Here is a 22804-nt window from a genome sequence, read left to right on the forward strand (position 1 = left end):
TCAGGCGGCTGCCGCGCTGGTGTCGGATGCAGGCGGGCCGGCGGCGTCGCGCAGGTCGTCGGCGATCGCGTCGAGGCCCGCATTCATGTCGAAACGCTCCCGCACATTGCGCGCACCGGCGGCGGCGATCGCCGCCCGGCGCCCGGCGTCTGCGGCCAGCGTCTGAATTGCGTCGGCGAGTGCCGCCGGATCACCTGGCGCCGTCAGAATACCGGTCTCGCCATCGGTGATCAGTTCGGGGATGCCCGCCTCGTCGGTTGCCACGCAGGCCACGCCCATCGACTGGGCTTCGAGCAGCACGTTGGGCAGCCCGTCGCGATCGCCGTCGGGCGCGATCTTGCTGGCCAGTACGAACATGTCGGCGCGGGCGAGCAGCGCGCGGACGTCGGTCTGGGGCTGGCGCCCGTGCCAGTCGATCCGGCCGTCGATGCCGAGCCGCCGGGCCTGATTTTGAAGCGCGCCGGACAGCGCGCCGCCGCCGATATGTTCGAGCCGCCAGTCAAGATCAGCCGGAAGGCGGGCGAGCGCATCAAGCAGGTCGTCATAGCCTTTCTTGGCCACGAGGCGCCCGACCGACGCAATCTGAAGCGGTCCGGTCGTGTCGGCGGTTTTGTCGGGAGAGTCGTTCCGGGGGAAGCGCGCGAAATCGAGGCCGTGATAATTCAGATGAATCCTGTCCGAGACGTCGCCTGCGAGCGAGCGCAGCTGTTCGGCCCCGGCGCGGGTGCAGGTCGTCAGCCACGCCGCGTCGGTAATCTTTTCAGCGATGTCCCAGTCCGGGGTCGTCCAGATGTCCTTGGCATGGGCGGACACGGCGAACGGCAGGCCGCGCATCGTCGCGGCGTAGCGGGTGACGGAGGCCGGCGTGTGCAGGAAATGGGCGTAGAGCAGGTCTGTAGCCGTGTCGAGATCGGCGGCGAGTACGCAGGCCTGGCCGAAACGGCGTATTCGATTGGGCGTGCGATCACGGCGCCAGTCGGCGCGGAATCTCGACCAGGCGGCGCGATAGCCGGGCAGACGTCGTGCGCGCCGCCAGCCGCGCAGAACCCGCAGGGGTTCACGCCAGAGATACTCGGGCAGATAGGTGACGGGCGCGCTGATCTCGTCATGGATCGGATGGGTCGCGGGATCATAGGGCGCGCGCAGTGACTGGATGTCGAGCGCGAACCCGCGTGCTTCGAGGCCGTGAAGTTCCTGGGCGATGAAGGTTTCGGAAAGGCGCGGATAGCCCTTCACGATCACGGCGATGCGTGATCCGGCCGGCAATGTCCCGGGGCTCAAGAGTGACCCGTATGCTGCCCGGATCTGCCGCGATCGACGACATGCATGCCCGCATGGCGGCGTCCGGCGGCGATTTCGACGAGCCGGTTCACATTGCGCAGACCATCGAGAAGGCCCGGCACGACGACTTCCGAGGGCACGCTCTGCTGCGGCAGATGTCGGAGCGCGGTCGCCATCACCTTCCAGTCGGGCAGCGAGGTCTGGTCGATGGCAGCCGCTTCTGGGACGAGCATCTTCACCAGCCCCATCTCCTGCATGCGCGATGCGCGCAGAAATTGTTCGAGGCGCGGCTTGGTACGCGGCACGATCAGCGACGGCCGATCGAAGGACAGGATTTCACACACCGTGTTGTAGCCGCCCATGGCGACGATCCCGGCCGCATCCGAAATCAGGGATTCGGGGTGCGTGTCGAAGGTGACCGATTCGACATTGTGCAGCCGGGCGATCCGGGCGGTGAATTGCGAGACGAGGTCGGGGTCGAGAAACGGCCCGAACATGAAGAAGGCGGGCACCGGCTGCGCGGAATCATTCTCGTAGGCGCGCAACACCCAGTCGAACATGAGCTCGCCGTCGCCGCCGCCGCCGGCCGTGACCATTATATATGGCCGGTCGCCGAAAGGTTTGTCGGCATCGAGGGCGGCCGCGCCGCTTCGCACCGCGCGGCGCAGATACCCGGTATAGCTGGTCTTGCGCGCGATGGCGCCCGGCAGGTCGAGTCCTTCGAGCGGGTTCGAGACCTGGGGCAGGCCGTAGATCCAGATTTCGTCGTAGAGATTTTCCAGCGCCGGCAGCACGTTCTTGGTCTGCCATTCGGGCGCCAGCAGGAGCGGATCATCGAGAATGTCGCGCAGGCCGAGGATCAGCTGGGTGCCGCGTTTCTTGAGGGCAACGAGGGTGTCGAGCACTTCGCCGCGCAGGCCGTGGGGCTCCTTGTCGACGATAAACACGTCGGGCTCGTAGGACAGCGCTGTGTGGCGAATGATGTTGGCGCGCAGGGCGACCGTTTCCTCGATGTCCATCGGCAGTTTCAGGGGCTTGTACTCCCCGTTCTGCAGCTTGATGACACCGGGGATGCGCACGAAATCGACCCGGTCGCGGAATTCGAAGTTCCCGATAATCGGGGAGCCGGACAGGATCAGCACACTCAGGCCCGGATCGTGCTGGACCAGCGCATGCGCGATGGCGCGGCAGCGGCGCAGATGGCCGAGGCCGAAGGTATCGTGGCTGTAGATCAGGACTCGCCGGTTGCGCGTGGGCAAAACCAACTCCCGTTCGTGGCGCGCGTTCGCCGGGACTATGGCACAACCCGGTTATTCGCCGAAAGTCCTTGATTCATCAACAATCGGAAGAACTTGCTCGCGAATGAGTTACCGTTTTTGCTTGTATGCGCTAGTCTCCGCTCTGATATGCGTGAAGTATAGAGTTTCCGGGAGAAGCGTGTGAACGAACGTCTCGAACGCAGCATGTACAGTTTTGTGCTGCGCTACAGCGGACGCCAGCAGCTGGGCATACTGGCTTTCGTGGTGTTGTCCTGGCCCGTGGGTTTCATGCTCCTGGATCTGCCCAAGCAGATTATCAACCGGGCCCTGGAAGCGAAGGAGGATGTCTTCCAGCTGGCGGTCCTGGGGGCGCTGGAGATCCCGCTGCAGGTCTCCCAGTCCACCTTCCTTGTCATCCTGTGCACCGTTTTCCTGGCGCTCGTTGTCGTCAACAACGGGCTCAAGTTCCACATCAACACGACCAAGGGGCGGACGGCCGAACGGCTCCTGCGCCGCCTGCGCTATGCGCTCTATTCCCGGGTCCTGCGATTCCCGATCCCGCGCTTCAAGCGGACCAGCCAGGGCGAGATCATCTCCATGATCACCGCCGAGACGGAGCCGGTCGGCGCCTTCTTTGTGGGTGCGGTGGTCGATCCGATCTTCCAGGGCGGGCTGCTGCTCGTGGCGATCGGCTTCATCATTGTTCAGAATCCGTGGCTCGGCCTGGCCGCCGCTGCCTTCTATCCGCTGCAAATCTATGTGGTGCCGCGGCTGCAGAAAAAGGTCAGCGCGTTGGGCAAGGCCCGGCTGCGGGAAATACGCCATTTGTCGGATCATGTGGGCGAGACCGTCAGCGGTATCGTCGACATCCACGCCAATGACGCCTCGAACCTGGAACTCGCGCGTTTCACGGACCGCCTGAGCAACATCTACAATATCCGGTTCGAGATTTTTCAACGCAAGTACATGATCAAGGCGCTGAACAACTTCCTCGACAAGCTGGCGCCATTTCTCTTCTACCTGTTCGGCGGCCTGCTGGTGATCGACAACAAGCTCGATATTGGACAGCTTGTGGCGGTGATCGGCGCGCATCGGGAGATGTCGTCGCCGTGGAAGGAAATGCTCAACTGGTACCAGCAGCAGGCCGATGCGCGGGTCAAGTATGACCAGGTGGTCAGCCAGTTCGATGTTGACGGGATGCTCGACGATGCGATGCAGCACACCGACCCCGAGCCGGGTTTCTCGCTGGCCGGCGAGATCGATATTTCGAATCTCAGCCTGGTCGACGAAGACGAAGTGCGCCGGCTCGCCAATCTGACGATCAAGCAGGTCACCGATTCCAATCTTGCGGTCGTCGGCGCGGGCAACAGCGGGAAAGATTATCTCGGCCAGGTGCTGGCGCGGCTCGCGGTTCCCACATCGGGCCAGATCAAGATTGCCGGCCATGACCTGACCGCGCTGCCGGAATCGGTCACCGGCCGGCGCATGACCTATGTGTCGGGGGCGCCGTTCATGCAGTCCGCCAGCGTGCGCGATAATCTTCTCTACGGGCTCAAGAACCGCCCGCTGCGCCCGGCCGATTATGATGACGAGGAGGCCCCCGCGCGCGAACGGGACTTCGCCGAGGCCGCACGCACCGGTAACATCGTGTTCGACTATCGGGCGGATTGGGTCGATTTCGAGGCGGCCGGCGTCGAGAATATGGACGAGCTGTTCACCCGCCTGATCCAGGTGCTCGATATCGTCGAAATGTCCGACGACATCTACAATCTCGGCCTGCGCGGCACGATCGACCCGGATCGCCGCCAGGACATCGCCGAGGCCGCACTGAAGGCCCGCGCGGGCCTCACCGAACGCCTGAGCGAGCCGGAATATGCCGGGCTGGTCGAGAAATTCGACAGGTCGCGCTACAACACCAATGCCAGCGTGGCGGAGAACCTCCTGTTCGGCACGACGGTCGGCGATGCATTCGATCACGATCGCATGGCCGAGAATGATTATGTGCTGCAGGTCCTGCGCGATGCCGACCTGATCGACGACATGCTGGCGGCGGGACGGTCGGTCGCCGAGACGATGATCGAAATCTTCGCGGATTTGCCGCCCGGCCACGAATTCTTCGAACAATATTCCTTTATCAGCTCGGACGATCTGCCAGAGTTCCGCACGCTCCTGTCGCGCACGGAAAAGAGCGGCGCTGACGACATGCGGCCCGAGGATCGCGCATCGCTGCTGTCGCTGCCGTTCAAGGTGGTGACCGCGCAGCACCGGCTCGGGGTCGTCACGGACGAACTGGAGACGAAGATTCTTCGCGCCCGCGAACTGTTCGCCGAGAACCTGCCCGATGATCTTCGCGGCGGGGTCGAGTTTTTCGAGCCGGAGAAATATAACGCTGCGGGGTCGCTCCAGGACAACATCCTGTTCGGCAAGCTGGTCTATGGACAGGCGGAGGGCATGCGCCGGATCGGCGGCCTGGTGGCGGAGACGCTCGACAATCTCGGGCTTCGCGGCGCGGTTCTCGAAGCGGGGCTGGAATTCCAGGTCGGGGTCGGCGGCAGCCGCCTGTCGTCCGGTCAGCGCCAGCGCATGGGTATTGCCAGGGCCCTGCTCAAGCGCGCCGATATCATGGTGTTGAACGAATCATCTTCGGCGCTCGACCCGGCAGCCCAGGACCGCCTCGCCGCGAAGGTGCTCGAAGCCCGCGGCGGCCAGGGTGTGGTCTGGGTCGCGAACCGGGCCTCGATGGCGTCGCAGTTTGCCCAGGTCGCCGTGCTGGCCGATGGCCAGATCGCCGAACAGGGCAGCTATGACGAGTTGAACAAAGAGGGGACGGCCCTGCATGAACTGCTTCAGTCCTCCTAGCGCGGGGCGGGGCGGAAACCGGTGGCCGATGGGGAGTAACGAAACGTGAGCCTGAACGAAGAAGTCGAACTGCTGCGGAATATCCCGCTGTTTGCGAAACTCGAGCCGTCGAAGCTGAAGCTGTTGGCGTTCACGGCCGAGCGCATCACCTATGAGCCGAACCAGGTCCTGTTCAACCAGGGCGATGTGGGCGACGCGGCCTATATCATTGTCGACGGGGCGGCGAAGGTGATCGTCGACACGCCGGACGGCGAACTCGAAGTGGCATCGCTGGGGCGCAATGATTTCGTCGGCGAAATCGCGATCCTGTGCGATGTGCCCCGCACGGCCACTGTGCGGGCGAGCGCCAAGACCGTCACCCTGAGAATTACCAAAGACCTGTTCTTTCGTCTGGTGGCCGAGTTCCCGGAGATGTCGGTCGAGATCATGCGGGAGCTGGCGTCACGCCTGGAGCACACGACCCAGCAGTTGCGCGAGGCGCTGGCGCAAAACTCGTGAGCCGGCTCGACAGTTTCATCCGGCGCATGCAGGCGCAGCGCGACTGCCTCAACAACGCGGCCGGGATGATCGCCGACGTGCCTGGTGCGGTGTTCGATCTGGGTCTCGGCAATGGCCGCACCTTCGATCATTTGCGTGAGACCCTGCCCGACCGCGAGGTTTTCGTGTTCGACCGGGTGGTGAACGCCAATCCCAAAAGCACCCCCGACGCCGACCATCTGTTTCTCGGCGAGGTGGTCGACCAACTGGCCTTGCAACAGAGCCGCTTCGCGAACGCCGTGGCGCTGGTGCATTCGGACCTCGGGACGGGCACCGCGGAGGATGCGCCGCTGACCGCGGCCCTGATCCCGCTGTTGCGCCCGGTGCTGGCATCCGGAGCGGTTCTGGTGGCGAACAATCCGTTTCCCGATGCCGGGTGGGAGGCCCTGCCGCTGCCGGACGGCGTGCCGGCGGAGCGCTATTTCATGTATCGGGTTGGCGCTTAGGCGGAGTTGATCACTCGTTTCGTCATGCCCGCGCAGGCGGGCATCCACAGTCACGGGCGGCAGTCCGGTCATGTACAGGTGTTATGGACTCCCGCCTTCGCGGGAGTGACGACCGAGGTTTTGGCTAGGCGTCGATCTCGACCACGACAGGCACATGGTCCGAGCTCTTCACCCAGTCACGTGCGTCGCGCAGAATCTCGTAGGACTTCAGCTTCGATTTGAGCGCCGGCGTGACCCAGACATGGTCGAGGCGGCGGCCCCGGTCGGATGCCCGCCAGTCCTTCGCCCGGTAACTCCACCAGCTGGCGAGCTTTTCCTCGTCCCCGGCGAAATGGCGGACCGCGTCGACCCAGCCATGGGCGGTTTGCACCCGATCCAGCGCCTCCACCTCCACCGGCGTGTGGCTGACCACGTCGAGGAGCTGCTTGTGTGACCAGACGTCGGATTCCAGCGGGGCGATGTTGAGGTCGCCGACGAGCACGCGCTTGGCGCGCGGGCTGGCGATGTCCGCCAGCCAGTCTGTCATCTCGTCGAGGAACTGGAGCTTGTGGGCAAATTTGTCGTTCTTTTTGGGGTCCGGCACGTCACCGCCGGCGGGCACGTAGAAGTTGTGAACCTCTACCCCGCCCGCGAATTTTGCCGTGACATGGCGGGCGTCCTCGCGTCCGCACCAGTCGCGTCCACCCGTCGCGGTGAAAGGCAGCTTCGACAGGATCGCGACGCCGTTATACGCCTTCATCCCGCGCACATGGCGGTGGGGATACAGGTCCGCCACCGTGTTGTGGGGGAACAGCTCGTCGACCACCTTGGTTTCCTGCAGGCAGACAACATCGGGCGCGGCAAGTTCGTCGAGTTGTGCGAGGTGATGGGCCCGCATGCGGACCGAGTTGATGTTCCAGGTCGCGATCCGCATCGCTCGGCTTCTCCGGCTGCCCCTTCGAGACGACCGCTGCGCGGCCCCGTCAGGGTAAGGTTTCAAATATAATCCTCATGCTGAGGAGCGGACTTTTTATAGCCAAACCTCAGAATGAGGAGTGGCGGAAAGCCGCGTCTCGAAGCATGCGTTCCGGTGAGACTTAGCGCACCGAGATTTCGATGTCGCTCAGCCCGTCGATATGACCGTGCATCTTGTCGCCGGAAACCACGGGGCCGACGCCGTCGGGGGTGCCGGTGTAGATGAGGTCCCCCGGCGCGAGCGTGACCAGGCCGGACAGGTTGGCGATGGTTTCCTTAAGGTTCCAGATCATCAGTTCGAGGTCGGAATCCTGTTTGGTCTCGCCGTTGACCTTGAGCCAGAGGTTGCCCTTCGGGAAGTGGCCGACGTCGGCCACCGGGTGAATGTCACCGCAGGGTGCCGACTGGTCGAAACCCTTGCCCATGTCCCACGGACGTCCCTTCTCGCGATGGGCGATCTGGACGTCGCGGCGGGTCATGTCGAGGCCGGTCGCGTAGCCATAGACATGGTCGAGCGCGTTTTCTTCCGTGATGTTCGCGCCGCCTTTGCCGATGGCTGCGACCAGTTCCATCTCGTAGTGGAGATTGTTGGTCTGGGGCGGGTAGTCGATGGTCCCGCCCGTCGGCACGATCGCGTCGGCCGGCTTGCAGAAATAGAAGGGCGGATCGCGCTCGTCGCCGCCCATCTCGCGGATATGCGCGACATAGTTGCGGCCGACGCAGAAGATGCGGCGCACCGGATAGCGGGCGGTTTCACCGACGACGGCGACGGAAACCTGTTCCGGCGCGGGAATGACATAATCCATCCCTGTTCTCGCTTTCAAATTTGTTGTTGTTGGCGGCGCCTATTTAGGCTGCCGGGGCGACACTTGTCACGGGGCCGGGTGGGGAAAACTGCCGCTCTGCAGGCTGCCGAAGCCGATGCTCAGGCGACATCCGCGCCGGCCCGGGCCGCGGCGCGGCGGCGCGAGGCATGGCCGAAAGCCTCGAACAGGGCGCGGTTGAAAGGATGGCTCCCGACATTGTACTCGGCGTGCCACTGCACGGCGGCGACGAAGCCGGCGCTGCCGGGCATCGAGATCCCCTCGACCACGCCGTCGTCGCTGACCGCCTCGACGCGCAGCCCGTCGGCAACGCGGTCGAGCCCCTGGCCGTGCAGGGAATTTACCATCACCTCATGGCCGTCGATGCCGGCGCTTTGCGCAATGTCGGCGAACAGCCCGTCGGGTGTGAGGTTGATCGGGTGGCGGATGGCGAAGCGTTTGGCCATCACGTCGGTCTGGGGCATGCGGTGATCGTTGACGCCATCGAGTTCCCACAAATAGGGGTGCAGGGAGCCGCCGAGTGCGACGTTGATTTCCTGGATGCCGCGGCAGATGCCGAAGATGGGCAGCCCGCGCGCGATCGATTTGCGGGCGAGCGGCAGGGTCGTGGAATCCCGCATGGGGTCACGCAGGGTCTCGGGCCGGAACGGCGCCCCGTCATAGTGATGGGGCTCGACATTGCTGCGTCCGCCGGTCAGGACCAGCCCGTCGAGCTTGTCGATGAGGTCGTCCACATGCAGTTCGCCGCCGCCGTCCACATCGCCCAGGGTCGGCACCATCACCGGAATACCGCCCGCACCCTCGATCACGGCGGTCACATATTTCAGCCCGGTACCGATGAAATCGATACCGTTATTGTCTCTCACATCGGCGTTGACGCCGATCAGCGGGCGGAAGGTGTCGGAGCGGGGCATGGACATTCTCAAGCAGGAAGGCGCGCGGTCATTCGGCACATAACCGAGCGGGGAATCTATTCAATAACGTTGTTCGGGTCGATGGTCGAGAACAGGTCGCTGGCGTTCTTGAAGGCGACACCAAATCTGGGCTCGAGCAACGAAACATCGACCGCCGTGCCCTGGGCATCGACCACCCGCCACTTGGCGAGACGCAGTGGGGAATCCTCGAACATCAGGGTGACAGACCCGGTATCGGGAGAATCGGTCTCCTCGAGTGTGACGCGGAAGGCCTTGGGGGTCCGTTCGAACCGGGTCACGGTCACTTCGCCCGACAGCGCGATTTCATCATCTATGAGGAGCGCGGCAGGGGTCTCGCTCACCGGCAGGAAGGTGGTCTGCTTGAGCTTGGTGTCGTGGTACATGAGTAGCGGGCTGCTGGCGATCATCAGCACCGGCACCGGCGGCGCGTATTCGATGCGCAGGCGGCCCGGCCGGTCGAGCATGATCCGCCCCTCGGCCACACCGTCCTCGGAGAATTGCAGGAACCGGCTCTCCATCGTGGTGAGCGCATTCAGATAGGCCTCAATGCGTGCGAGATCGGCGCGGTCGGCCGCGCTCAGGGTCGCCGGGATGGCCTCGGCGGCCGCCGCGAACCCGTTCCCGAGCGGCGTCCACATGGCGGCCAGCAGGACCGACAATATGGTCGCGATGCGGGATGTGCATTTCACGTTAAACATGGGCGTCAGAATAGGCGTGCCGATGCGCGGGCGCGAGTGACGATTTTGTGGCAGCGCCCGAGTTTTTCGGTCAGTGGCTGTGGTCGCCGACCAGCACCTCACGCTTGCCGACATGGTTGGCCTGGCTGACCACGCCGTCATTCTCCAGCTGCTCGATGAGGGTGGCCGCCCGGTTGTAGCCGATCCGAAGATGTCGCTGGATAAAGCTCGTCGAGGCCTTCTGTTCCCGGGCCACAAGCGCCACGGCCTGATCGTAGAGATCATCGCCGCTGCTCTCGCCCTCGGCCGATTCGAAGCCCGGGATGCCGTCGGCGGCCCCCTCGTCTTCCGTGACGGCGTCGATATATTCCGGCTCGCCCTGGGCCTTGAGGAAGGCGACCAGATCCTCGACCTCCGTGTCGGCCAGGAAGGGGCCGTGGACGCGGGTGATCCGACCGCCGCCGGCCATGTAGAGCATGTCGCCCTGGCCGAGCAATTGCTCGGCGCCCTGCTCGCCCAAAATGGTGCGGCTGTCGATTTTCGTGGTGACCTGGAACGAAATCCGGGTCGGCAGATTGGCCTTGATGGTGCCGGTAATGACATCCACAGACGGACGCTGGGTGGCCAGAATCAGATGGATTCCCGCGGCACGCGCCATCTGGGCGAGACGCTGGATTGCCGCCTCGACATCCTTGCCGGCGACCAGCATCAGGTCGGCCATCTCGTCGACGACGACGACGATGAAAGGCAGCGGCGACATATCGAGGGGCTCTTCCTCGAACACCGGCTTGCCGGTTTCCTCGTCGAAGCCGGTCTGGACCTTGCGGGACAGAATTTCGCCCTTCTTGCGGGCCTCCTCGACCCGCTGGTTGTAACCGGCGACGTTGCGCACGCCGAGCTTGGACATGGAGCGGTAGCGGGTTTCCATCTCGCGTACGACCCATTTGAGCGCGACCACCGCCTTCTTCGGGTCGGTGACCACCGGCGCCATCAGATGCGGGATGCCGTCATAGACCGACAGCTCCAGCATCTTGGGGTCGATCATGATGAAGCGGCATTCCTCGGGCCGCAGGCGGTAGAGCAGGGACGCGATCATCGAGTTGACGCCGACGGACTTGCCCGAGCCGGTGGTGCCGGCGATCAGCAGGTGAGGCATGCGGGCCAGATCGACCATGACCGGCTCGCCGCCGATGTCCTTGCCCAGCGCCAGCGACAGGCCGGCATTGTGTTTCTCGAAGGTACGCGACGCCAGCAGCTCGCGCAGATAGACCATCTCGCGCGACACGTTGGGCAGCTCGATGCCGATCACGTTCTGGCCCGGGACCACGGCGATTCGGACCGACACCGCGCTCATCGAGCGGGCGATATCGCCGGCCAGGCCGATGACCCGGCTGGTCTTGGTGCCCGGCGCGGGCTCGAGCTCATACAGGGTCACGACCGGGCCCGGGCGGACCTGGACGATCTCGCCATGGACGCCGAAATCCTGCAGCACGGATTCGAGCATCCGGGCGTTGGCCTCAAGTGAATCGTCCTTGGCGCGTCCGGCGGCGCGGGCCGCCTCGTCGGGCTCCTCGAGCAGATCGAGCGGCGGAAATTCATAGTCGCCGTTGGGGTTGGGCAGGTCGAGCTTGCGCTGCCTGGCCGCCTCGGCGCGCTTGCCGGCCTTGGGCTTCGGCGCGCGCGCAGCCACCCGTTTCGCGCCATGGCGCGCGGCCTCTTCCGCGACGACCGCGTCATCGTCGTTATGCGCGTTTTCGGGTGCCGACGGTGCGCGCGTCGGCGTGCTGCCGGGCACGAGCGAGGGTTCCTGGCGCGCCGTGCCGCGTTCGGCGATGAAATGTTTGACTCCGCCGGATCCGCGACGCACGGCGCCCGCGCCGTGACGGGCCGACCAGCTGGCCCCCAGGCGTGCGCCGCGCGCGCCGAAACGTACGCCGTGAGCGGCCCCCAGGCCCATGGCACGCCATTCGCTGCGGGTCAGGCCGAGGGCGAGGAACGTGAGAATGACCGCCGTACTTGTGGCGACGCCGGCCACCGCGATCGCGGGAATGCCGAAGCCGGAAAGCCAGACTGCGGCACCGGGGAAAGTCAGATCCCCGAATGTGCCGCCCAGCCCGGCGCGGATCGGCCAGCCAACGAAGGCTGGCGCGGCGTGCAGCGCGAAGGCAAACGCGCAGATGGCAAGAAGGACGCCCAGCACCCGCCAGCCGAAACGCGGCACGGCGCGGTGACGGACCAGCCGGGTGCCCCAGGCGAGCAGGGCAAGAACGGGCAGGATGGCGACGATGCCGAAGGATTGCAGCGCGATATCGGCGATCGTGGCGCCGGCGGGACCGAGCAGGTTGGCCGGGGCCTGGCCGGTTGCGTTATTGAAGGAGGCGTCGAGGCTGTCATAGCTGGCAAGTGCGATGGACAGCGCGGCCGCGCCGGCAATGAAAAGGGCGCCGGTGACCTCGAACATCCGCCGTTTCGCGAACTGGCGCACGGGTTCGGGCAGGAAAGCGAGCCTCGCTGCAAGACCGCGACCGGTTCCGGTATGTGTTTTTGCCACCATGTTCCTTGTCCCTCTGCTGGGTTTTTCGTTTTATTTCAGGCGTGTATGGGCGATTTTTGCTTGGCGAGTGTATCCAGGAGGCGCGTCATCGCGTCCCGGGTCGTGTCCAGATCGTGCACCAGGGCGAGCCGGATGTAGGCCGCACCCGGATTGGAGCCGTCGGCGTTGTCCCGGGCCAGGTAGGCGCCGGGCAGGACCCTTAGCCCGGCCTCGGTCCAGAGCTTGCGCGCCGCCGCCTCACTGTCGCCGACATCGAGCCAGAGATAGAAGCCCCCGCCGGGCCGGGTGGCACCGAACGCGCCGTCGAGCATGTCCAGGGCCAGATCGAATTTCTGCCTGTAGAGATCGCGGCTCGCCTCGACATGGGCCTCGTCGCGCCAGAGCGCCGCCGAGGCGTTCATGACGGGAAGGGGCACCTGGGCCCCGCCATACTGACGCAGGCGCAGTAGCAGGCGGATCAGCCCGGGATCGCCGGCCACGAAGCCCGACCGCAGGCCCGGCACGTTCGAACGCTTGCTCAAACTGTGGAAAACGAGGGTGTTCTTGAGCGGATCACCGTCGCCGGACGCGCCGCCCAGTTCACGACATGCGTCGAACAGGCCCGGCGGCTTGTCGCCGGTATAGATTTCCGAATAGCACTCGTCGACGGCGAGCACGAAATCACGATCCCGGGCCAGGCTGACCGCGGCTTTCAGGCGTTCGAGGCTGGCCACGGAGCCTTGCGGGTTGGCGGGTGTGTTGAGATAGGCGAGCGCCGTGCGGTCGAGTTCGGCGTCCGGTACGGCCGCGAAGTCAGGCTGGAAGCCGGTTTCCGGGCCGGCTGGCAGGTAGACCGCCTCGCCTCCGGCCAGCGCCGCGCCGCCCACATAGACCTGATAGAAGGGGTTGGGCATCAGCACCGCAGGTCGGGCACCGTTTTTCTCGGTCGGCACCGCCAGCAGGGCGGCCATGAACAGCGCCTCGCGGGTGCCCGAAACGATGGCGATGTGGCGCGCCGGGTCGACCATGCTCGGGGGCAGTGCGTAGCGGGAGGTCAGCCAGTCGGCGATGGCGGCCCGGAGATCATCCGGGCCGTTGGGCGGCGGGTACTTGCCCCACTCGGACATGTCTTGCGTGAGCAGCGGCGCGATGAAGCCGGGTGGCGAGTGCTTGGGTTCGCCGATCTGCATGTGTATGGGCGCACAGCCGTCCGGTGGCGCGCTGTCGCCGAGCAGCGACCGCAGGCGGTCGAACGGATAATCCGTCAGTGTGTCGAGTACGTCGTTGTGCATGCCAGGCGCGTGTTTTTCGCCCCCGAAACGAGCGGAAGCATTAAAAGTATACCAAAGTCATGAGGTTGTATCCATAAGCTAATAAATCACACAAGAAAAATGCCTGTCGGGCCTGTGATTCTGGTTCGAATCGTTTTGCTTAAAGTGACGTATTACGTGGTGATAGTGATAAAAATACACTAATTTCATGGTTCTAGGCGGTTTTTTGGTGTGTTTGGCGCAAAAAAGGGGCCCGGCGGAAGAACCGCCGAGCCCCGACCCTGGGAGGTTTGGTTTGACCGGTCAGGCGCGTTGCGAACCGCGTCCGAATTCGGGATAGGCCTCGAGACCGAGTTCGGCCGAATCGAGCCCCAGATCTTCTTCTTCATCGCTGGCCCGGATGCCCATGGTGTATTTGAGGGCGAGCCAGACGATCGAGCTCGTCACCACGACGAACACGCCGATGGCGAGGATGCCGACGATCTGCACGAACAGGTCACCGCCGCCGAAGATGCCCACGGCGAGCGTGCCCCAAATGCCGGCCACCAGATGGGCCGAGATCGCGCCGACAACGTCGTCGATCTTCATCTTGTCGAGCAGCGGGATCGCGATCACCACAAGCACACCACCAATGGCGCCGACGATGATCGACATCAGGTGGTTGGTCAGGTCAGGTCCGGCCGTGATGGACACGAGACCGGCGATCGCGCCGTTGAGCGCCATCGTGAGATCGACCTTCTTGTACATGATCTGGGTCATGAGCATCGCGGCCACCACACCGCCCGCGGCAGCGAGATTGGTGTTGGTGAAGACGATGGCCATCCAGGTCGCGTCCGCAGCAGAGCCCAGCGCCAGCTGAGAACCGCCGTTGAAGCCGAACCAGCCGAGCCAGAGGATGAACGTGCCCAGAGTTGCCAACGGCAGATTTGCGCCCGGAATCGGGTTTATCTGGCCGTTCGGGCCGTATTTGCCCCGACGCGCGCCGAGGATGATGGCACCGGTCAGTGCGGCCCAGCCGCCCACGGAATGGACGATGGTGGAACCCGCGAAGTCCGAGAAGCCCATCTCCGACAACCAGCCGCCGCCCCAGGTCCAGGAGCCCTGGATCGGGTAGATGATCGCGGTCAGCACGACGACGAAGATCAGGAACGGCCACAGCTTGATGCGCTCGGCCACGGTGCCCGAGACGATCGAGGCCGCGGTGGCGACGAAGACCATCTGGAAGAACCAGTCCGAACCCACGGAGTAGCTGTTGTCCACGACAGCCGCGACCATGGCGTCGGTCGCTTCGTCGGCGCCGAGAAGCGCCAGTTCCGCGTCAGACGGGTTGTAGAGGAAGGAAATCGACCCCATGAAACTGCCGACATCGACATACATGAGATTGTAGCCGACGAGGTAGTAGAGGATGCCCGCGATCGAATAGAGGGCGATGTTCTTGAGACAGATCGTGGCCGTGTTCTTGGAACGTACGAGGCCGGATTCCAGCATCGCGAAGCCCGCGGCCATCCACATGACCAGCGCGCCCGAAAACAGGAACGAGAAGGTGTTGAATACATAGCCGGTCTCGGCCTCAACCGCCGCCATGGCCGGCGGGGCGGCCAGGAGCGCGGCGCATGCGGCGCCGATGCCGACCGCTGTTTTGGTCGTTAAACGAAACATTGTCTTGATAACTCCTTTGCCTAGAGCGCTTCGGTGCCGGTTTCGCCGGTGCGAATCCGCATGGCGCTGAGCACGTCGACGACGAAGATCTTGCCGTCCCCGATGCGACCGGTGTTGGCCGCCTTGGAAATTGCTTCAACCACGGAATCGACCTGGTCGTCCTCGACGACGATCTCGACCTTCACCTTTGGGAGGAAACTCACGGCGTACTCCGCGCCGCGATAGATTTCCGTCTGCCCCTTCTGGCGTCCGTAACCCTTAACTTCGGATGCGGTCAGGCCCTGAACCCCTAATTCGGTCAGTGCCTCGCGTACCTCATCCAGTTTGAACGGCTTGATCACCGCCATTACCAACTTCATGAAAGCCCCCTTCTGCGCGAGCCGATGGCCGCCCCCGACCATTCGGGCGCGGTTTCTACCGCAATGCAATACAAGAGCCATGCCAAACGGGACGGGAAAAAACATTGTTGCAATTCAACCAGATAGCGCGCGCGCCGCAGAACATGACGGAACGGGCCCGCATAAAAAATGGTCATGGAAAACGATATGCCTGTTTTTTATGCATATAATTTGTGCGGAAACGCCGCATCACGCGCTCTCCCCGCGGTCTAGACATTGTGCTGGGGGCGGGCCAAGTTTCCGCCATGAGCACGACCCAAACAGTCGAAGCCGTGATCGTCGGTGCCGGGATGGCCGGTCTGACCCTGGCCCATGCGCTGGCGAGCGCGGGCATCGAAGTCGCGGTCGTGGACCGGGCCGATCCGAAGACTTTCTCCGATGCTGCCCATGACGGCCGCACGACGGCAATCGCGGCCGGCAGCGCCGCGGTGCTTGACGGGATCGGCATGTGGGGCGCGCTTGCGCCGAAATCCTGTCCGATCGCAGCGATCCGGGTGAGCGATGGCGATGCGCTAATGTTCATGCATTTCGATCACCGGGAGGTCGGAGATGATCCGCTGGGGCATATCCTCGAGAACCGGGATATCCGCAGCTACCTGCTGGCCAGCGCCGCGCAGGCGGCATGTATCGAGTTGATCGCGCCGGCCGGCATTGCGTCCATTGTGCGGAATACCGGCGGCGTTTCGGTCGCGCTCGACACGGGCCGCGAGATACGCGCGCGGGTGATCTTTGCTTGCGACGGGCGGGGTTCGTCCCTGCGGCGCGATGCGCGCATTCCGGTCACCGAATGGCGTTACGACCAGTCGAGCTTCGTGTGTACGATTGCGCACGAACACCCGCACCAGAACATCGCCCATGAGCGTTTCCTGCCGGGCGGGCCGTTCGCGATCCTGCCGATGCGTGATGCGGACGCGCCGATCGAGACCGCATCAGGCAAATTGCGCCATGCGGCTTCCATCGTGTGGAGCGAATCCAACGAGTTGGTTCCGGCCATACGCGACTTCGATGACGCCGCTTTCATCGCCCAGCTTGGAGAACATGTCGGGGGGTTCCTGGGCGAGATTGCCCTGGCGAGCCCCCGCTGGGTGCATCCGCTCGGCCTCAGCCATGCGACGCGCTACACCGATCAACGCCTGGCGCTGGTGGGCGATGCGGCGCATGCGATCCATCCGATCGCCGGCCAGGGCCTGAACATGGGCATCCGCGATGTGGCAGCACTGGCCGAGGTGGTCGTGGACGCGCGGCGGCTCGGCCGCGATATCGGCGACCCGGATATTCTCGCGGATTACGAGCGCTGGCGGCGCTTCGACAACATGCTGCTGGCGGTGGTGACCGATAACCTGACCCGGCTGTTCTCGAACGACATCGCGCCGGTGCGCGCCGCGCGCGATCTGGGGTTGGGGATCGTCAACGCGATCCCGGCGGCGCGGAAATTCTCCATGCGCCACGCCATGGGTGTGGTCGGTGACCTACCGAGGCTGGTGCGCGGCGAGGCGCTTTAGCGCCGGTCAGGGATCGCGGGATAGCCCGCGCGTGTCCAGGTCCGCCAGGTATTGCGCCCACCATTCGGTGTGGCTGTCCCCCAGTTCGCGCAGATAGGCCCAGGTGAACAGGCCGGTGTCATGCAGATCGTCGAAATGCAGACGAACGGCATAGTTGCCGACCGGCTCGATTTTCATGATTCCGACATGCCGGCGCCCCGGCACGATCTGGCGTTCGTCGGCCCCGTGGCCGCGAACCTCGGCGGACGGGCTGTAGACACGCATATACTCGGCCGGAAGCACATGTTCGACCCCGTCATCGAAGGTGACGGTCAGGGTCTTGGTGTCCTTGCTGTAGTGCAGGTCGGTGGGCCAGGGGTCGCTCAACGGGAGACCGTCGCCGCTACTTGCCGTCGGCGTCGAGTTCGCGGGCCTCGTCGGCCAGCATGATCGGGATGCCGTCGCGGATCGGGTAGGCAAGACCGGCCTGCTTGCTGATCAGTTCCTGGGCGTTTGCATCATATTCCAGCGGGCCCTTGGTGACCGGGCAGACGAGTATCTCCAGCAGCTTGGGATCGACCTTGGTGGTGTCCGTGTTCGTCTCAGTCATGAACGCTCCTTAATTCAGCGCAGTGTTGCCGTTGTCGTTATCGGCACGCAAGGCGGATTCGACGAAACCGATCAGCAGTTTGCACCGCTGGGCCAGATCGTCGGCCTCCAGCAGCACCTGTTTCTCGGCCGGGTCGAACGGACAGACCATCGACAGGGTCGTCACCAGCCGCTCGTCCGGTGTCTTGACCAGGGCCTCCCAGTCGGCCCCGATGCCCTGTTTTTCGAAATAACCCTTGAGACCGCTGAGCAGTCGGTCGCGTTCGATCGTGGCATCGTCGGCGGGCGTGAGATCTGGGTGATAAGGCGTGAAGTCCGGGCGTATCCGCCGGTATCCGTCGCGAAGCTCGAGTTCCTCGGCGACGTCGAAGCGGCAGATGCCGCGCAACTCGATGAGGTAGCGGCCGTCCTCGGTCTCCTGGAAACCCGTGATCCGCCCGGCGCATCCGGTGCGGTAGAGGTCGGTGCCGTCCGGCGCACTGAGCCCGGGTGTGCCGTCGGCGGCGGGCTGGATGATGCCGATCATTCGCCCGCCCGCGAGGGCCCCATCGACCATCGCCAGATAGCGCGGTTCGAACACGTTGAGCGGCAGCGTGCCGCGCGGCAGCAGCAGGACCCCGTTCAGCGGAAACAGCGGCAGTTCGTCGGGAAGCGCACCCCTTGGCGAATCTGGCGGCGAATCCGGCGGGGTGTCGGTCATGTGGCGCGGCCTACGAAAAAAGGATCGATGAAAGCTTGCGCCGCCCGGCGTTGGTGAACGTGTCGGTCGGGCCCAGCGCCTCGAAAATCTTGAGCAACTCGGTGCGCGCCGCCTCTTCGTTCCACGCGCGGTCCCGCTGGATGATCTCCAGCAGCGCGTCGATGGCGCCTTCCGGGTCGCCAGCCGCGAATGCCGCGACCGCATAGTCGAAGCGGGCCTGATGGTCGGCCGGGTCGGCCTCGACCTTGGCCTTCAGCGCGTCGATCTCGCCTGCGCTGGCGGACCCCGCCTCGGCCAGTTCGACGGCGGAAACCACGCTCTTGAGATCTTCGCTCGCGCGGGCCTCGTCGCTTGCCGCGTCGATCAGTTCGCGGGCCTTGTCGATGGCGCCGCCTTTGACGTAGGCCCGGGCCATGCCCGACAACGCCCGGAGATTGTCCGGCTCCTGGTTGAGGATCTGGGCATAAAGCGCGCCGGCGTTGCTGATGTCGCCGCCCTCCATCGCCGCGTCGGCGGCGTCGAGCGCTTCGTCGAGGGGAGAGGGACCCGCGGCCCCGGCCCCGCCATGAACCTTCACGAGCTGGTCGACCCAGGCCTTGATCTGGCTTTCGGGCAACGCTCCCTGGAAGCCGTCCACCGGCTGGCCGTCACGGAAGGCGTACACGGTCGGGATCGACTTGATCTGTAGCTGGGCGGAAATGTCCGGCGCCTTGTCCACATCGACCTTGACCAGGCGCACAGCACCCCCGGCCTCCATGACCACTTTCTCGAGTAGCGGCGTGAGCTGTTTGCACGGACCGCACCAGGTGGCCCAGAAATCGACAATGACCGGAAACTCGCGCGATGCCTGAATCACGTCGCGGACGAAGCTGTTCTGGTCCGCGTCGATGATCACCGCGGATGCGCCGCCGGCGGCCGGCAGTTCGCCGGGGGCGGCAGGGGCGGCGGGAGCGGCTGTGGGGTCGATCTGGATCGGGTCCATCGTGTAACTCTGTCTGGTTTGTGTTTTCTTGCGTGCGAGGCAGAAGATGGAGCCTCGATGCCCGGCTATCAAGCCCCGAGTGCGGGACGGAACGCGGAAAGGCGCCTGTTTCGTCGTTAATCGAGGGCGATCATCGTCGGCGGGTGGTCGCATGCCGCCAGGAAATGCAGCAGGTCGTCGCGCGAGATCGCTGCCGTTGCCGCGTTGTGCAGCGGATGGGCGTTGATCGGGTCGTGATCGAGAATGCCGCGGTCGAGCACCATGGTGACGATGCCTGTCGTGTCGTTCATGACCGCAAACGGCGTGACGGAACCGGGCGCGACACCGAGCGATGCCTGGAGCAATTCCGCGCTGCCAAAGCTCAGATTGCCGCTGGCGCCCAGCGTATGGCGCAGTGCCTTGAGGTCGACGGTGGCGTCTTCCAGGACCGTGACCAGCCACTGGTTTCGCTTCTTGTCGCGCAGAAACAGGTTCTTGATATGGCCGCCGGGCAGGGTGCCGCGCAGTTCGCGGGATTCGGCCACCGTGTGCAGGGGCGGGTGCTGGTGGATCTCCACCGCGATGCCCAACGCATCCAGCCGCGCGCGCAGCGGTGCTTCCGTTTCGTGATGATCGGTCATATTCGCGGATATACCGGGTTTGGCCTTTTGTGGGTAGTTGTGGTCCGGCGGAGGGAATCGAACGATTCCGGTTGATCGGCACTTGAAATCGAAGGCCGGTTGCGGTTATGTCCGGCAACTCGTTGCGGGAATAGCTCAGTGGTAGAGCATCACGTTGCCAACGTGAGGGTCGCGAGTTCGAATCTCGTTTCCCGCTCCAATACTTGAAGGGTCCGGTCGGATTACCGCCGGGCCCTTTTTGTATGCGCACCTGTATCGCTACGCGCCGGTACTTGCCTGCCGGTGCACGGACACCCTACGCTGCCGGGACTGAACCATGTCCGTGCACTACTTGTCGTACGCGAGGGAGGCCGCCATGCCGTTTTACGAGAAGGGTGATGTTCGCATCCGATACGAGGAGGCCGGGCGCGGCTTTCCGTTGCTGGTCACGCCGGGCGGCGGTCTCAACTCGCGGGTCGATAACTGGCCGACCGCGGTGTTCAACGCGATGGATGCCTTCAAGGATGATTTTCGCTGCATCACGATGGATCAGCGCAATGCCAATGGCGGCGAGAGCACGGGGCCGATCGACATCGACGACCCCTGGGGCGCCTTCGCCGACGATCAGCTCGGGCTGATGGACCATCTGGGCATCCGCGAATTCGCCTATATGGGTTACTGCATCGGCGGCTGCTTCGCCGGAACGCTTCTCAAGCGCGCGCCCGAACGCGTCGTCACTGCGGTGTTCTGTCAGACGGTGGGACACCGGCCCGATGATCCCGATGTGATGTACCGGTCAGGCCGGGATGTGTGGGCGCCCGATCTGCTCGCCCGGCGGCCGGACCTCGACCAGGACATCATCGACGCGTATCTGCACAGTCTTTACCGGGCGAACCCGGACTTTCTCTACAGCGTGGCGCGCGATGACATCCGTGACTGTCCCACGCCGATTCTGGTGCTGCCGGACGATGTGCCCTCCCACCCGCTTCAGACATCGGTCGATGTTGCCTCGCTGGCGCCGAACGCCGAGATCACGGTCTTTCCATGGGCAGAGCCGCCCGAACTGAAGGCGCGAACGATCGACCGCGTGCGCAAATTCGTCCGGACGCACGTTGCCGGGCTGTAGCGACGGGACGCGTTCGGCTATCGGTTCCGCCTGGCGATTGTGAAAGACCGGAATAAAATTAAATCGAAATACGGCCCTTGCCGGGTGGCGACCGGACCCCCTACGGTGCGTTCAGTCTGGCCGTCAGACCTAAGCAATAACGTGCAACACTCGGCCGGAAATAAATGTGCCGCCTCGGCGGTGCATCGTCTGGGAGGACGAGCAAAAATGTCATTTGCAGATACCAAACGCTTGACCAGTGCGGGCGCCAAACTGATGGTGGCTGCCGCTATCGCCAAGGCCGAAGAATTCGGCATCGCGGCGACGGTGGTCGTCGTCGATGCGGGCGGACACCCGATGATGCTGGAGCGCATGGATGGTGGCCGTTTCCATACGGTGCATTCCTCGACCACCAAAGCGGTCACCGCGTCCTCGAATAAACGGATCACGACCACCCAGGGTGCGCAGGGCCAGGATCTCGACACCCTGCACGCGATCGGCCTGACCCTGGCCGCCGGCCCCGAACGCTGGACGGCCATGGAAGGCGGCTATCCCATTATCCTCGATGGCGAATGCCTCGGTGGCATCGGCGTGAGCGGAGGTGATTGGCAGCAGGACGCGGATATCGCACAAGCCGCCCTCGAAGCGGTGGGTATCTCGAGTTAGGCAAGACGTAAATCCAATAACCACAGAATCTGGGAGGATTCCAACATGAACATGTTTCGCACGATGATGGTCGGCGCTGCCGCGCTCGGCCTTGCGGCGGCGGCGACGCCAGCCCAGGCGTTTCCCGACGGTCCGATCGAGTTCGTCATTCCCTTCGGCGCCGGCGGCGGTGCCGACATCGAGGGGCGGCTGCTCGCCAAGGAGATGTCGGCCGTCCTCGGGGTGCCTGTGACGCCGGTGAACCGTCCCGGTGGCGGCGGTGCTGTGACCTACACCTACATCAAGAACTCCAAACCCGACGGACACACCGTCGGCTGGAATTCCACCTCGGTGCTGACCACAACCAATCTTGGCAACACGGATTTCGCCTATGACGCGATGGACCATGTGGGACGGGTCGAGTTCCAGCCCCAGCCGTTTGTTGTCAAGGGCGACGCGAAATGGAATACCTTCGCCGAGTTCGTCGCCGACTGTAAGGCAGCCCCAGGCACGTTGAAGGTCGCCAACTCCGGCACTGGCAGCGCTACGCATACCTCCGCGATCCAGTTGATGAACGCGGCGGGCTGCGAGGTCGTGCATCTGCCCAAGGGCATCAAGGGCCGCAACACGTCGGTCCTGAACGGTGAGGCTGACGCGATGATCGCGCCGCTGACCGGCGCCGTGAATCTGACGAATGCGGGAAAACTCAAGATCCTGCTGATGCCGACTGCGGAGCGCAGCCCGGTATTCCCGGATGTCCCGACAGCCAAGGAAGCGGGCTATGATGTCGCGCTCGACTTGTTCCGCGGCCTGTCCGTCGCGCCAAACACGCCCGACGACGTGAAGTCGAAGCTGGCTGACGCAATGTCCAAGGCGGCGAATTCGCCGGCATTCCTGAAGCTTGCCAAGGACAAGGGTTTCACGGTCGCCCCGCTGGGACATGCGGAGTTTGAAGTCCTGCTGGCGGAAGAGAATGCGAAGGTGAAGGAAATCTTCGCGAGCGCCGGACTGCTCAAGACCAACTAAGCCTATCTTTGTGGGCCCGCTCCG

22 protein-coding genes and 1 tRNA gene are annotated in these 22804 nt (G+C 64.3%); 8 read left to right on the plus strand and 15 right to left on the minus strand.

All coding sequences use genetic code 11. The features are described 5' to 3' along the window. Positions 1 to 1281, minus strand: coding sequence for a glycosyltransferase (locus ABJ363_03930; protein MEP4378127.1), 1281 nt, complete (start codon positions 1279 to 1281; stop codon positions 1 to 3). Then, positions 1278 to 2540: a hypothetical protein gene (locus ABJ363_03935; GenBank protein MEP4378128.1), complete on the minus strand. Its 1263-nt coding sequence runs from the start codon at positions 2538 to 2540 to the stop codon at positions 1278 to 1280. The genes ABJ363_03930 and ABJ363_03935 overlap by 4 nt, the downstream gene beginning before the upstream one ends. 180 nt (positions 2541 to 2720) lie before the next feature. Between ABJ363_03935 and ABJ363_03940 the strand changes: the two genes are divergently transcribed. The 3 genes from ABJ363_03940 to ABJ363_03950 are packed head-to-tail and all read left to right on the plus strand — an operon-like array spanning position 2721 to position 6382. After that, positions 2721 to 5399 carry an ABC transporter transmembrane domain-containing protein gene (locus tag ABJ363_03940; protein ID MEP4378129.1) on the plus strand — a complete coding sequence of 893 codons (2679 nt, stop codon included), beginning with the start codon at positions 2721 to 2723 and terminating at the stop codon, positions 5397 to 5399. A 45-nt stretch (positions 5400 to 5444) separates the two neighbouring features. Further along, on the plus strand, positions 5445 to 5897 hold the full coding sequence (locus tag ABJ363_03945; protein ID MEP4378130.1) for a cyclic nucleotide-binding domain-containing protein: 453 nt from the start codon (positions 5445 to 5447) through the stop codon (positions 5895 to 5897). After that, positions 5894 to 6382, plus strand: a complete 489-nt coding sequence (locus ABJ363_03950) for a class I SAM-dependent methyltransferase (protein MEP4378131.1) — start codon at positions 5894 to 5896, stop codon at positions 6380 to 6382. The genes ABJ363_03945 and ABJ363_03950 overlap by 4 nt, the downstream gene beginning before the upstream one ends. A gap of 124 nt (positions 6383 to 6506) precedes the next feature. Here the strand turns inward: ABJ363_03950 and xth are convergent, their stop codons facing one another. The 8 genes from xth to ABJ363_03990 form a co-directional block, all read right to left on the minus strand. Then, entirely contained in the window at positions 6507 to 7295 is a 789-nt protein-coding gene (gene xth, locus ABJ363_03955) for an exodeoxyribonuclease III (protein MEP4378132.1), read from the minus strand. Between the two features lie 163 nt (positions 7296 to 7458). After that, entirely contained in the window at positions 7459 to 8142 is a 684-nt protein-coding gene (locus ABJ363_03960) for a fumarylacetoacetate hydrolase family protein (protein MEP4378133.1), read from the minus strand. A 119-nt stretch (positions 8143 to 8261) separates the two neighbouring features. Beyond that, a complete protein-coding gene (locus ABJ363_03965) occupies positions 8262 to 9074 on the minus strand; it encodes a gamma-glutamyl-gamma-aminobutyrate hydrolase family protein (protein MEP4378134.1) in 813 nt (270 codons plus the stop codon). A gap of 56 nt (positions 9075 to 9130) precedes the next feature. Further along, positions 9131 to 9793: an outer membrane lipoprotein carrier protein LolA gene (locus ABJ363_03970; protein ID MEP4378135.1), complete on the minus strand. Its 663-nt coding sequence runs from the start codon at positions 9791 to 9793 to the stop codon at positions 9131 to 9133. Between the two features lie 70 nt (positions 9794 to 9863). After that, entirely contained in the window at positions 9864 to 12326 is a 2463-nt protein-coding gene (locus ABJ363_03975; protein MEP4378136.1) for a DNA translocase FtsK 4TM domain-containing protein, read from the minus strand. Positions 12327 to 12361: 35 nt separating this feature from the next. Beyond that, complete coding sequence (locus tag ABJ363_03980; protein ID MEP4378137.1) at positions 12362 to 13597, minus strand: aminotransferase class I/II-fold pyridoxal phosphate-dependent enzyme; 1236 nt, start codon at positions 13595 to 13597, stop codon at positions 12362 to 12364. Between the two features lie 282 nt (positions 13598 to 13879). Continuing rightward, positions 13880 to 15235: an ammonium transporter gene (gene amt, locus ABJ363_03985; GenBank protein ID MEP4378138.1), complete on the minus strand. Its 1356-nt coding sequence runs from the start codon at positions 15233 to 15235 to the stop codon at positions 13880 to 13882. 20 nt (positions 15236 to 15255) lie between these two features. Further along, on the minus strand, positions 15256 to 15594 hold the full coding sequence (locus ABJ363_03990; protein ID MEP4378139.1) for a P-II family nitrogen regulator: 339 nt from the start codon (positions 15592 to 15594) through the stop codon (positions 15256 to 15258). Positions 15595 to 15878: 284 nt separating this feature from the next. On the opposite strand from ABJ363_03990, the gene ABJ363_03995 reads away from it, so the two are divergent. Continuing rightward, the gene (locus ABJ363_03995) at positions 15879 to 17135 is read left to right on the plus strand and encodes a UbiH/UbiF/VisC/COQ6 family ubiquinone biosynthesis hydroxylase (GenBank protein ID MEP4378140.1); all 1257 of its coding nucleotides are present in this window, start codon (positions 15879 to 15881) and stop codon (positions 17133 to 17135) included. Positions 17136 to 17141: 6 nt separating this feature from the next. Here the strand turns inward: ABJ363_03995 and ABJ363_04000 are convergent, their stop codons facing one another. The 5 genes from ABJ363_04000 to ABJ363_04020 all read right to left on the minus strand — a co-directional run bounded on the left by ABJ363_04000 (position 17142) and on the right by ABJ363_04020 (position 20025). Next, on the minus strand, positions 17142 to 17501 hold the full coding sequence (locus ABJ363_04000) for a DUF971 domain-containing protein (GenBank protein ID MEP4378141.1): 360 nt from the start codon (positions 17499 to 17501) through the stop codon (positions 17142 to 17144). A gap of 16 nt (positions 17502 to 17517) precedes the next feature. Further along, positions 17518 to 17724, minus strand: coding sequence for a Trm112 family protein (locus tag ABJ363_04005; GenBank protein ID MEP4378142.1), 207 nt, complete (start codon positions 17722 to 17724; stop codon positions 17518 to 17520). A 9-nt stretch (positions 17725 to 17733) separates the two neighbouring features. Continuing rightward, positions 17734 to 18423: an LON peptidase substrate-binding domain-containing protein gene (locus ABJ363_04010; GenBank protein MEP4378143.1), complete on the minus strand. Its 690-nt coding sequence runs from the start codon at positions 18421 to 18423 to the stop codon at positions 17734 to 17736. Between the two features lie 10 nt (positions 18424 to 18433). Then, positions 18434 to 19405 carry a thioredoxin gene (gene trxA / locus ABJ363_04015; protein ID MEP4378144.1) on the minus strand — a complete coding sequence of 324 codons (972 nt, stop codon included), beginning with the start codon at positions 19403 to 19405 and terminating at the stop codon, positions 18434 to 18436. 116 nt (positions 19406 to 19521) lie between these two features. Next, complete coding sequence (locus ABJ363_04020; protein MEP4378145.1) at positions 19522 to 20025, minus strand: prolyl-tRNA synthetase associated domain-containing protein; 504 nt, start codon at positions 20023 to 20025, stop codon at positions 19522 to 19524. A 124-nt stretch (positions 20026 to 20149) separates the two neighbouring features. Here ABJ363_04020 and ABJ363_04025 point away from each other — a divergent pair. The 4 genes from ABJ363_04025 to ABJ363_04040 all read left to right on the plus strand — a co-directional run bounded on the left by ABJ363_04025 (position 20150) and on the right by ABJ363_04040 (position 22780). Further along, a tRNA-Gly gene (locus ABJ363_04025) sits at positions 20150 to 20224 on the plus strand. A 156-nt stretch (positions 20225 to 20380) separates the two neighbouring features. After that, on the plus strand, positions 20381 to 21130 hold the full coding sequence (locus ABJ363_04030; protein ID MEP4378146.1) for an alpha/beta fold hydrolase: 750 nt from the start codon (positions 20381 to 20383) through the stop codon (positions 21128 to 21130). A 207-nt stretch (positions 21131 to 21337) separates the two neighbouring features. Further along, positions 21338 to 21775 (plus strand): heme-binding protein, encoded by a 438-nt coding sequence (locus tag ABJ363_04035; protein ID MEP4378147.1) that lies wholly within the window; start codon positions 21338 to 21340, stop codon positions 21773 to 21775. 45 nt (positions 21776 to 21820) lie between these two features. Then, entirely contained in the window at positions 21821 to 22780 is a 960-nt protein-coding gene (locus ABJ363_04040; protein MEP4378148.1) for a tripartite tricarboxylate transporter substrate binding protein, read from the plus strand. The last annotated feature ends 24 nt before the right edge of the window (positions 22781 to 22804 follow it).

It is taken from the genome of Alphaproteobacteria bacterium, assembly GCA_039980135.1.
Classification (GTDB): domain Bacteria; phylum Pseudomonadota; class Alphaproteobacteria; order UBA6615; family UBA6615; genus UBA8079.

Coding starts and splice junctions, on each gene's coding strand:
- ABJ363_04040 (MEP4378148.1), top strand. CDS start 21,821: ATGAACATGTTTCGCACGATGATGGTCGGCGCTGCCGCGCTCGGCCTT.
- amt (MEP4378138.1), bottom strand. CDS start 15,235: ATGTTTCGTTTAACGACCAAAACAGCGGTCGGCATCGGCGCCGCATGC.
- ABJ363_04030 (MEP4378146.1), top strand. CDS start 20,381: ATGCCGTTTTACGAGAAGGGTGATGTTCGCATCCGATACGAGGAGGCC.
- trxA (MEP4378144.1), bottom strand. CDS start 19,405: ATGGACCCGATCCAGATCGACCCCACAGCCGCTCCCGCCGCCCCTGCC.
- ABJ363_04020 (MEP4378145.1), bottom strand. CDS start 20,025: ATGACCGATCATCACGAAACGGAAGCACCGCTGCGCGCGCGGCTGGAT.
- ABJ363_03965 (MEP4378134.1), bottom strand. CDS start 9,074: ATGCCCCGCTCCGACACCTTCCGCCCGCTGATCGGCGTCAACGCCGAT.
- ABJ363_03975 (MEP4378136.1), bottom strand. CDS start 12,326: ATGGTGGCAAAAACACATACCGGAACCGGTCGCGGTCTTGCAGCGAGG.
- ABJ363_03970 (MEP4378135.1), bottom strand. CDS start 9,793: ATGTTTAACGTGAAATGCACATCCCGCATCGCGACCATATTGTCGGTC.
- ABJ363_03990 (MEP4378139.1), bottom strand. CDS start 15,594: ATGAAGTTGGTAATGGCGGTGATCAAGCCGTTCAAACTGGATGAGGTA.
- xth (MEP4378132.1), bottom strand. CDS start 7,295: ATGCGGATCGCGACCTGGAACATCAACTCGGTCCGCATGCGGGCCCAT.
- ABJ363_04035 (MEP4378147.1), top strand. CDS start 21,338: ATGTCATTTGCAGATACCAAACGCTTGACCAGTGCGGGCGCCAAACTG.
- ABJ363_04010 (MEP4378143.1), bottom strand. CDS start 18,423: ATGACCGACACCCCGCCGGATTCGCCGCCAGATTCGCCAAGGGGTGCG.
- ABJ363_03960 (MEP4378133.1), bottom strand. CDS start 8,142: ATGGATTATGTCATTCCCGCGCCGGAACAGGTTTCCGTCGCCGTCGTC.
- ABJ363_04005 (MEP4378142.1), bottom strand. CDS start 17,724: ATGACTGAGACGAACACGGACACCACCAAGGTCGATCCCAAGCTGCTG.
- ABJ363_03995 (MEP4378140.1), top strand. CDS start 15,879: ATGAGCACGACCCAAACAGTCGAAGCCGTGATCGTCGGTGCCGGGATG.
- ABJ363_03980 (MEP4378137.1), bottom strand. CDS start 13,597: ATGCACAACGACGTACTCGACACACTGACGGATTATCCGTTCGACCGC.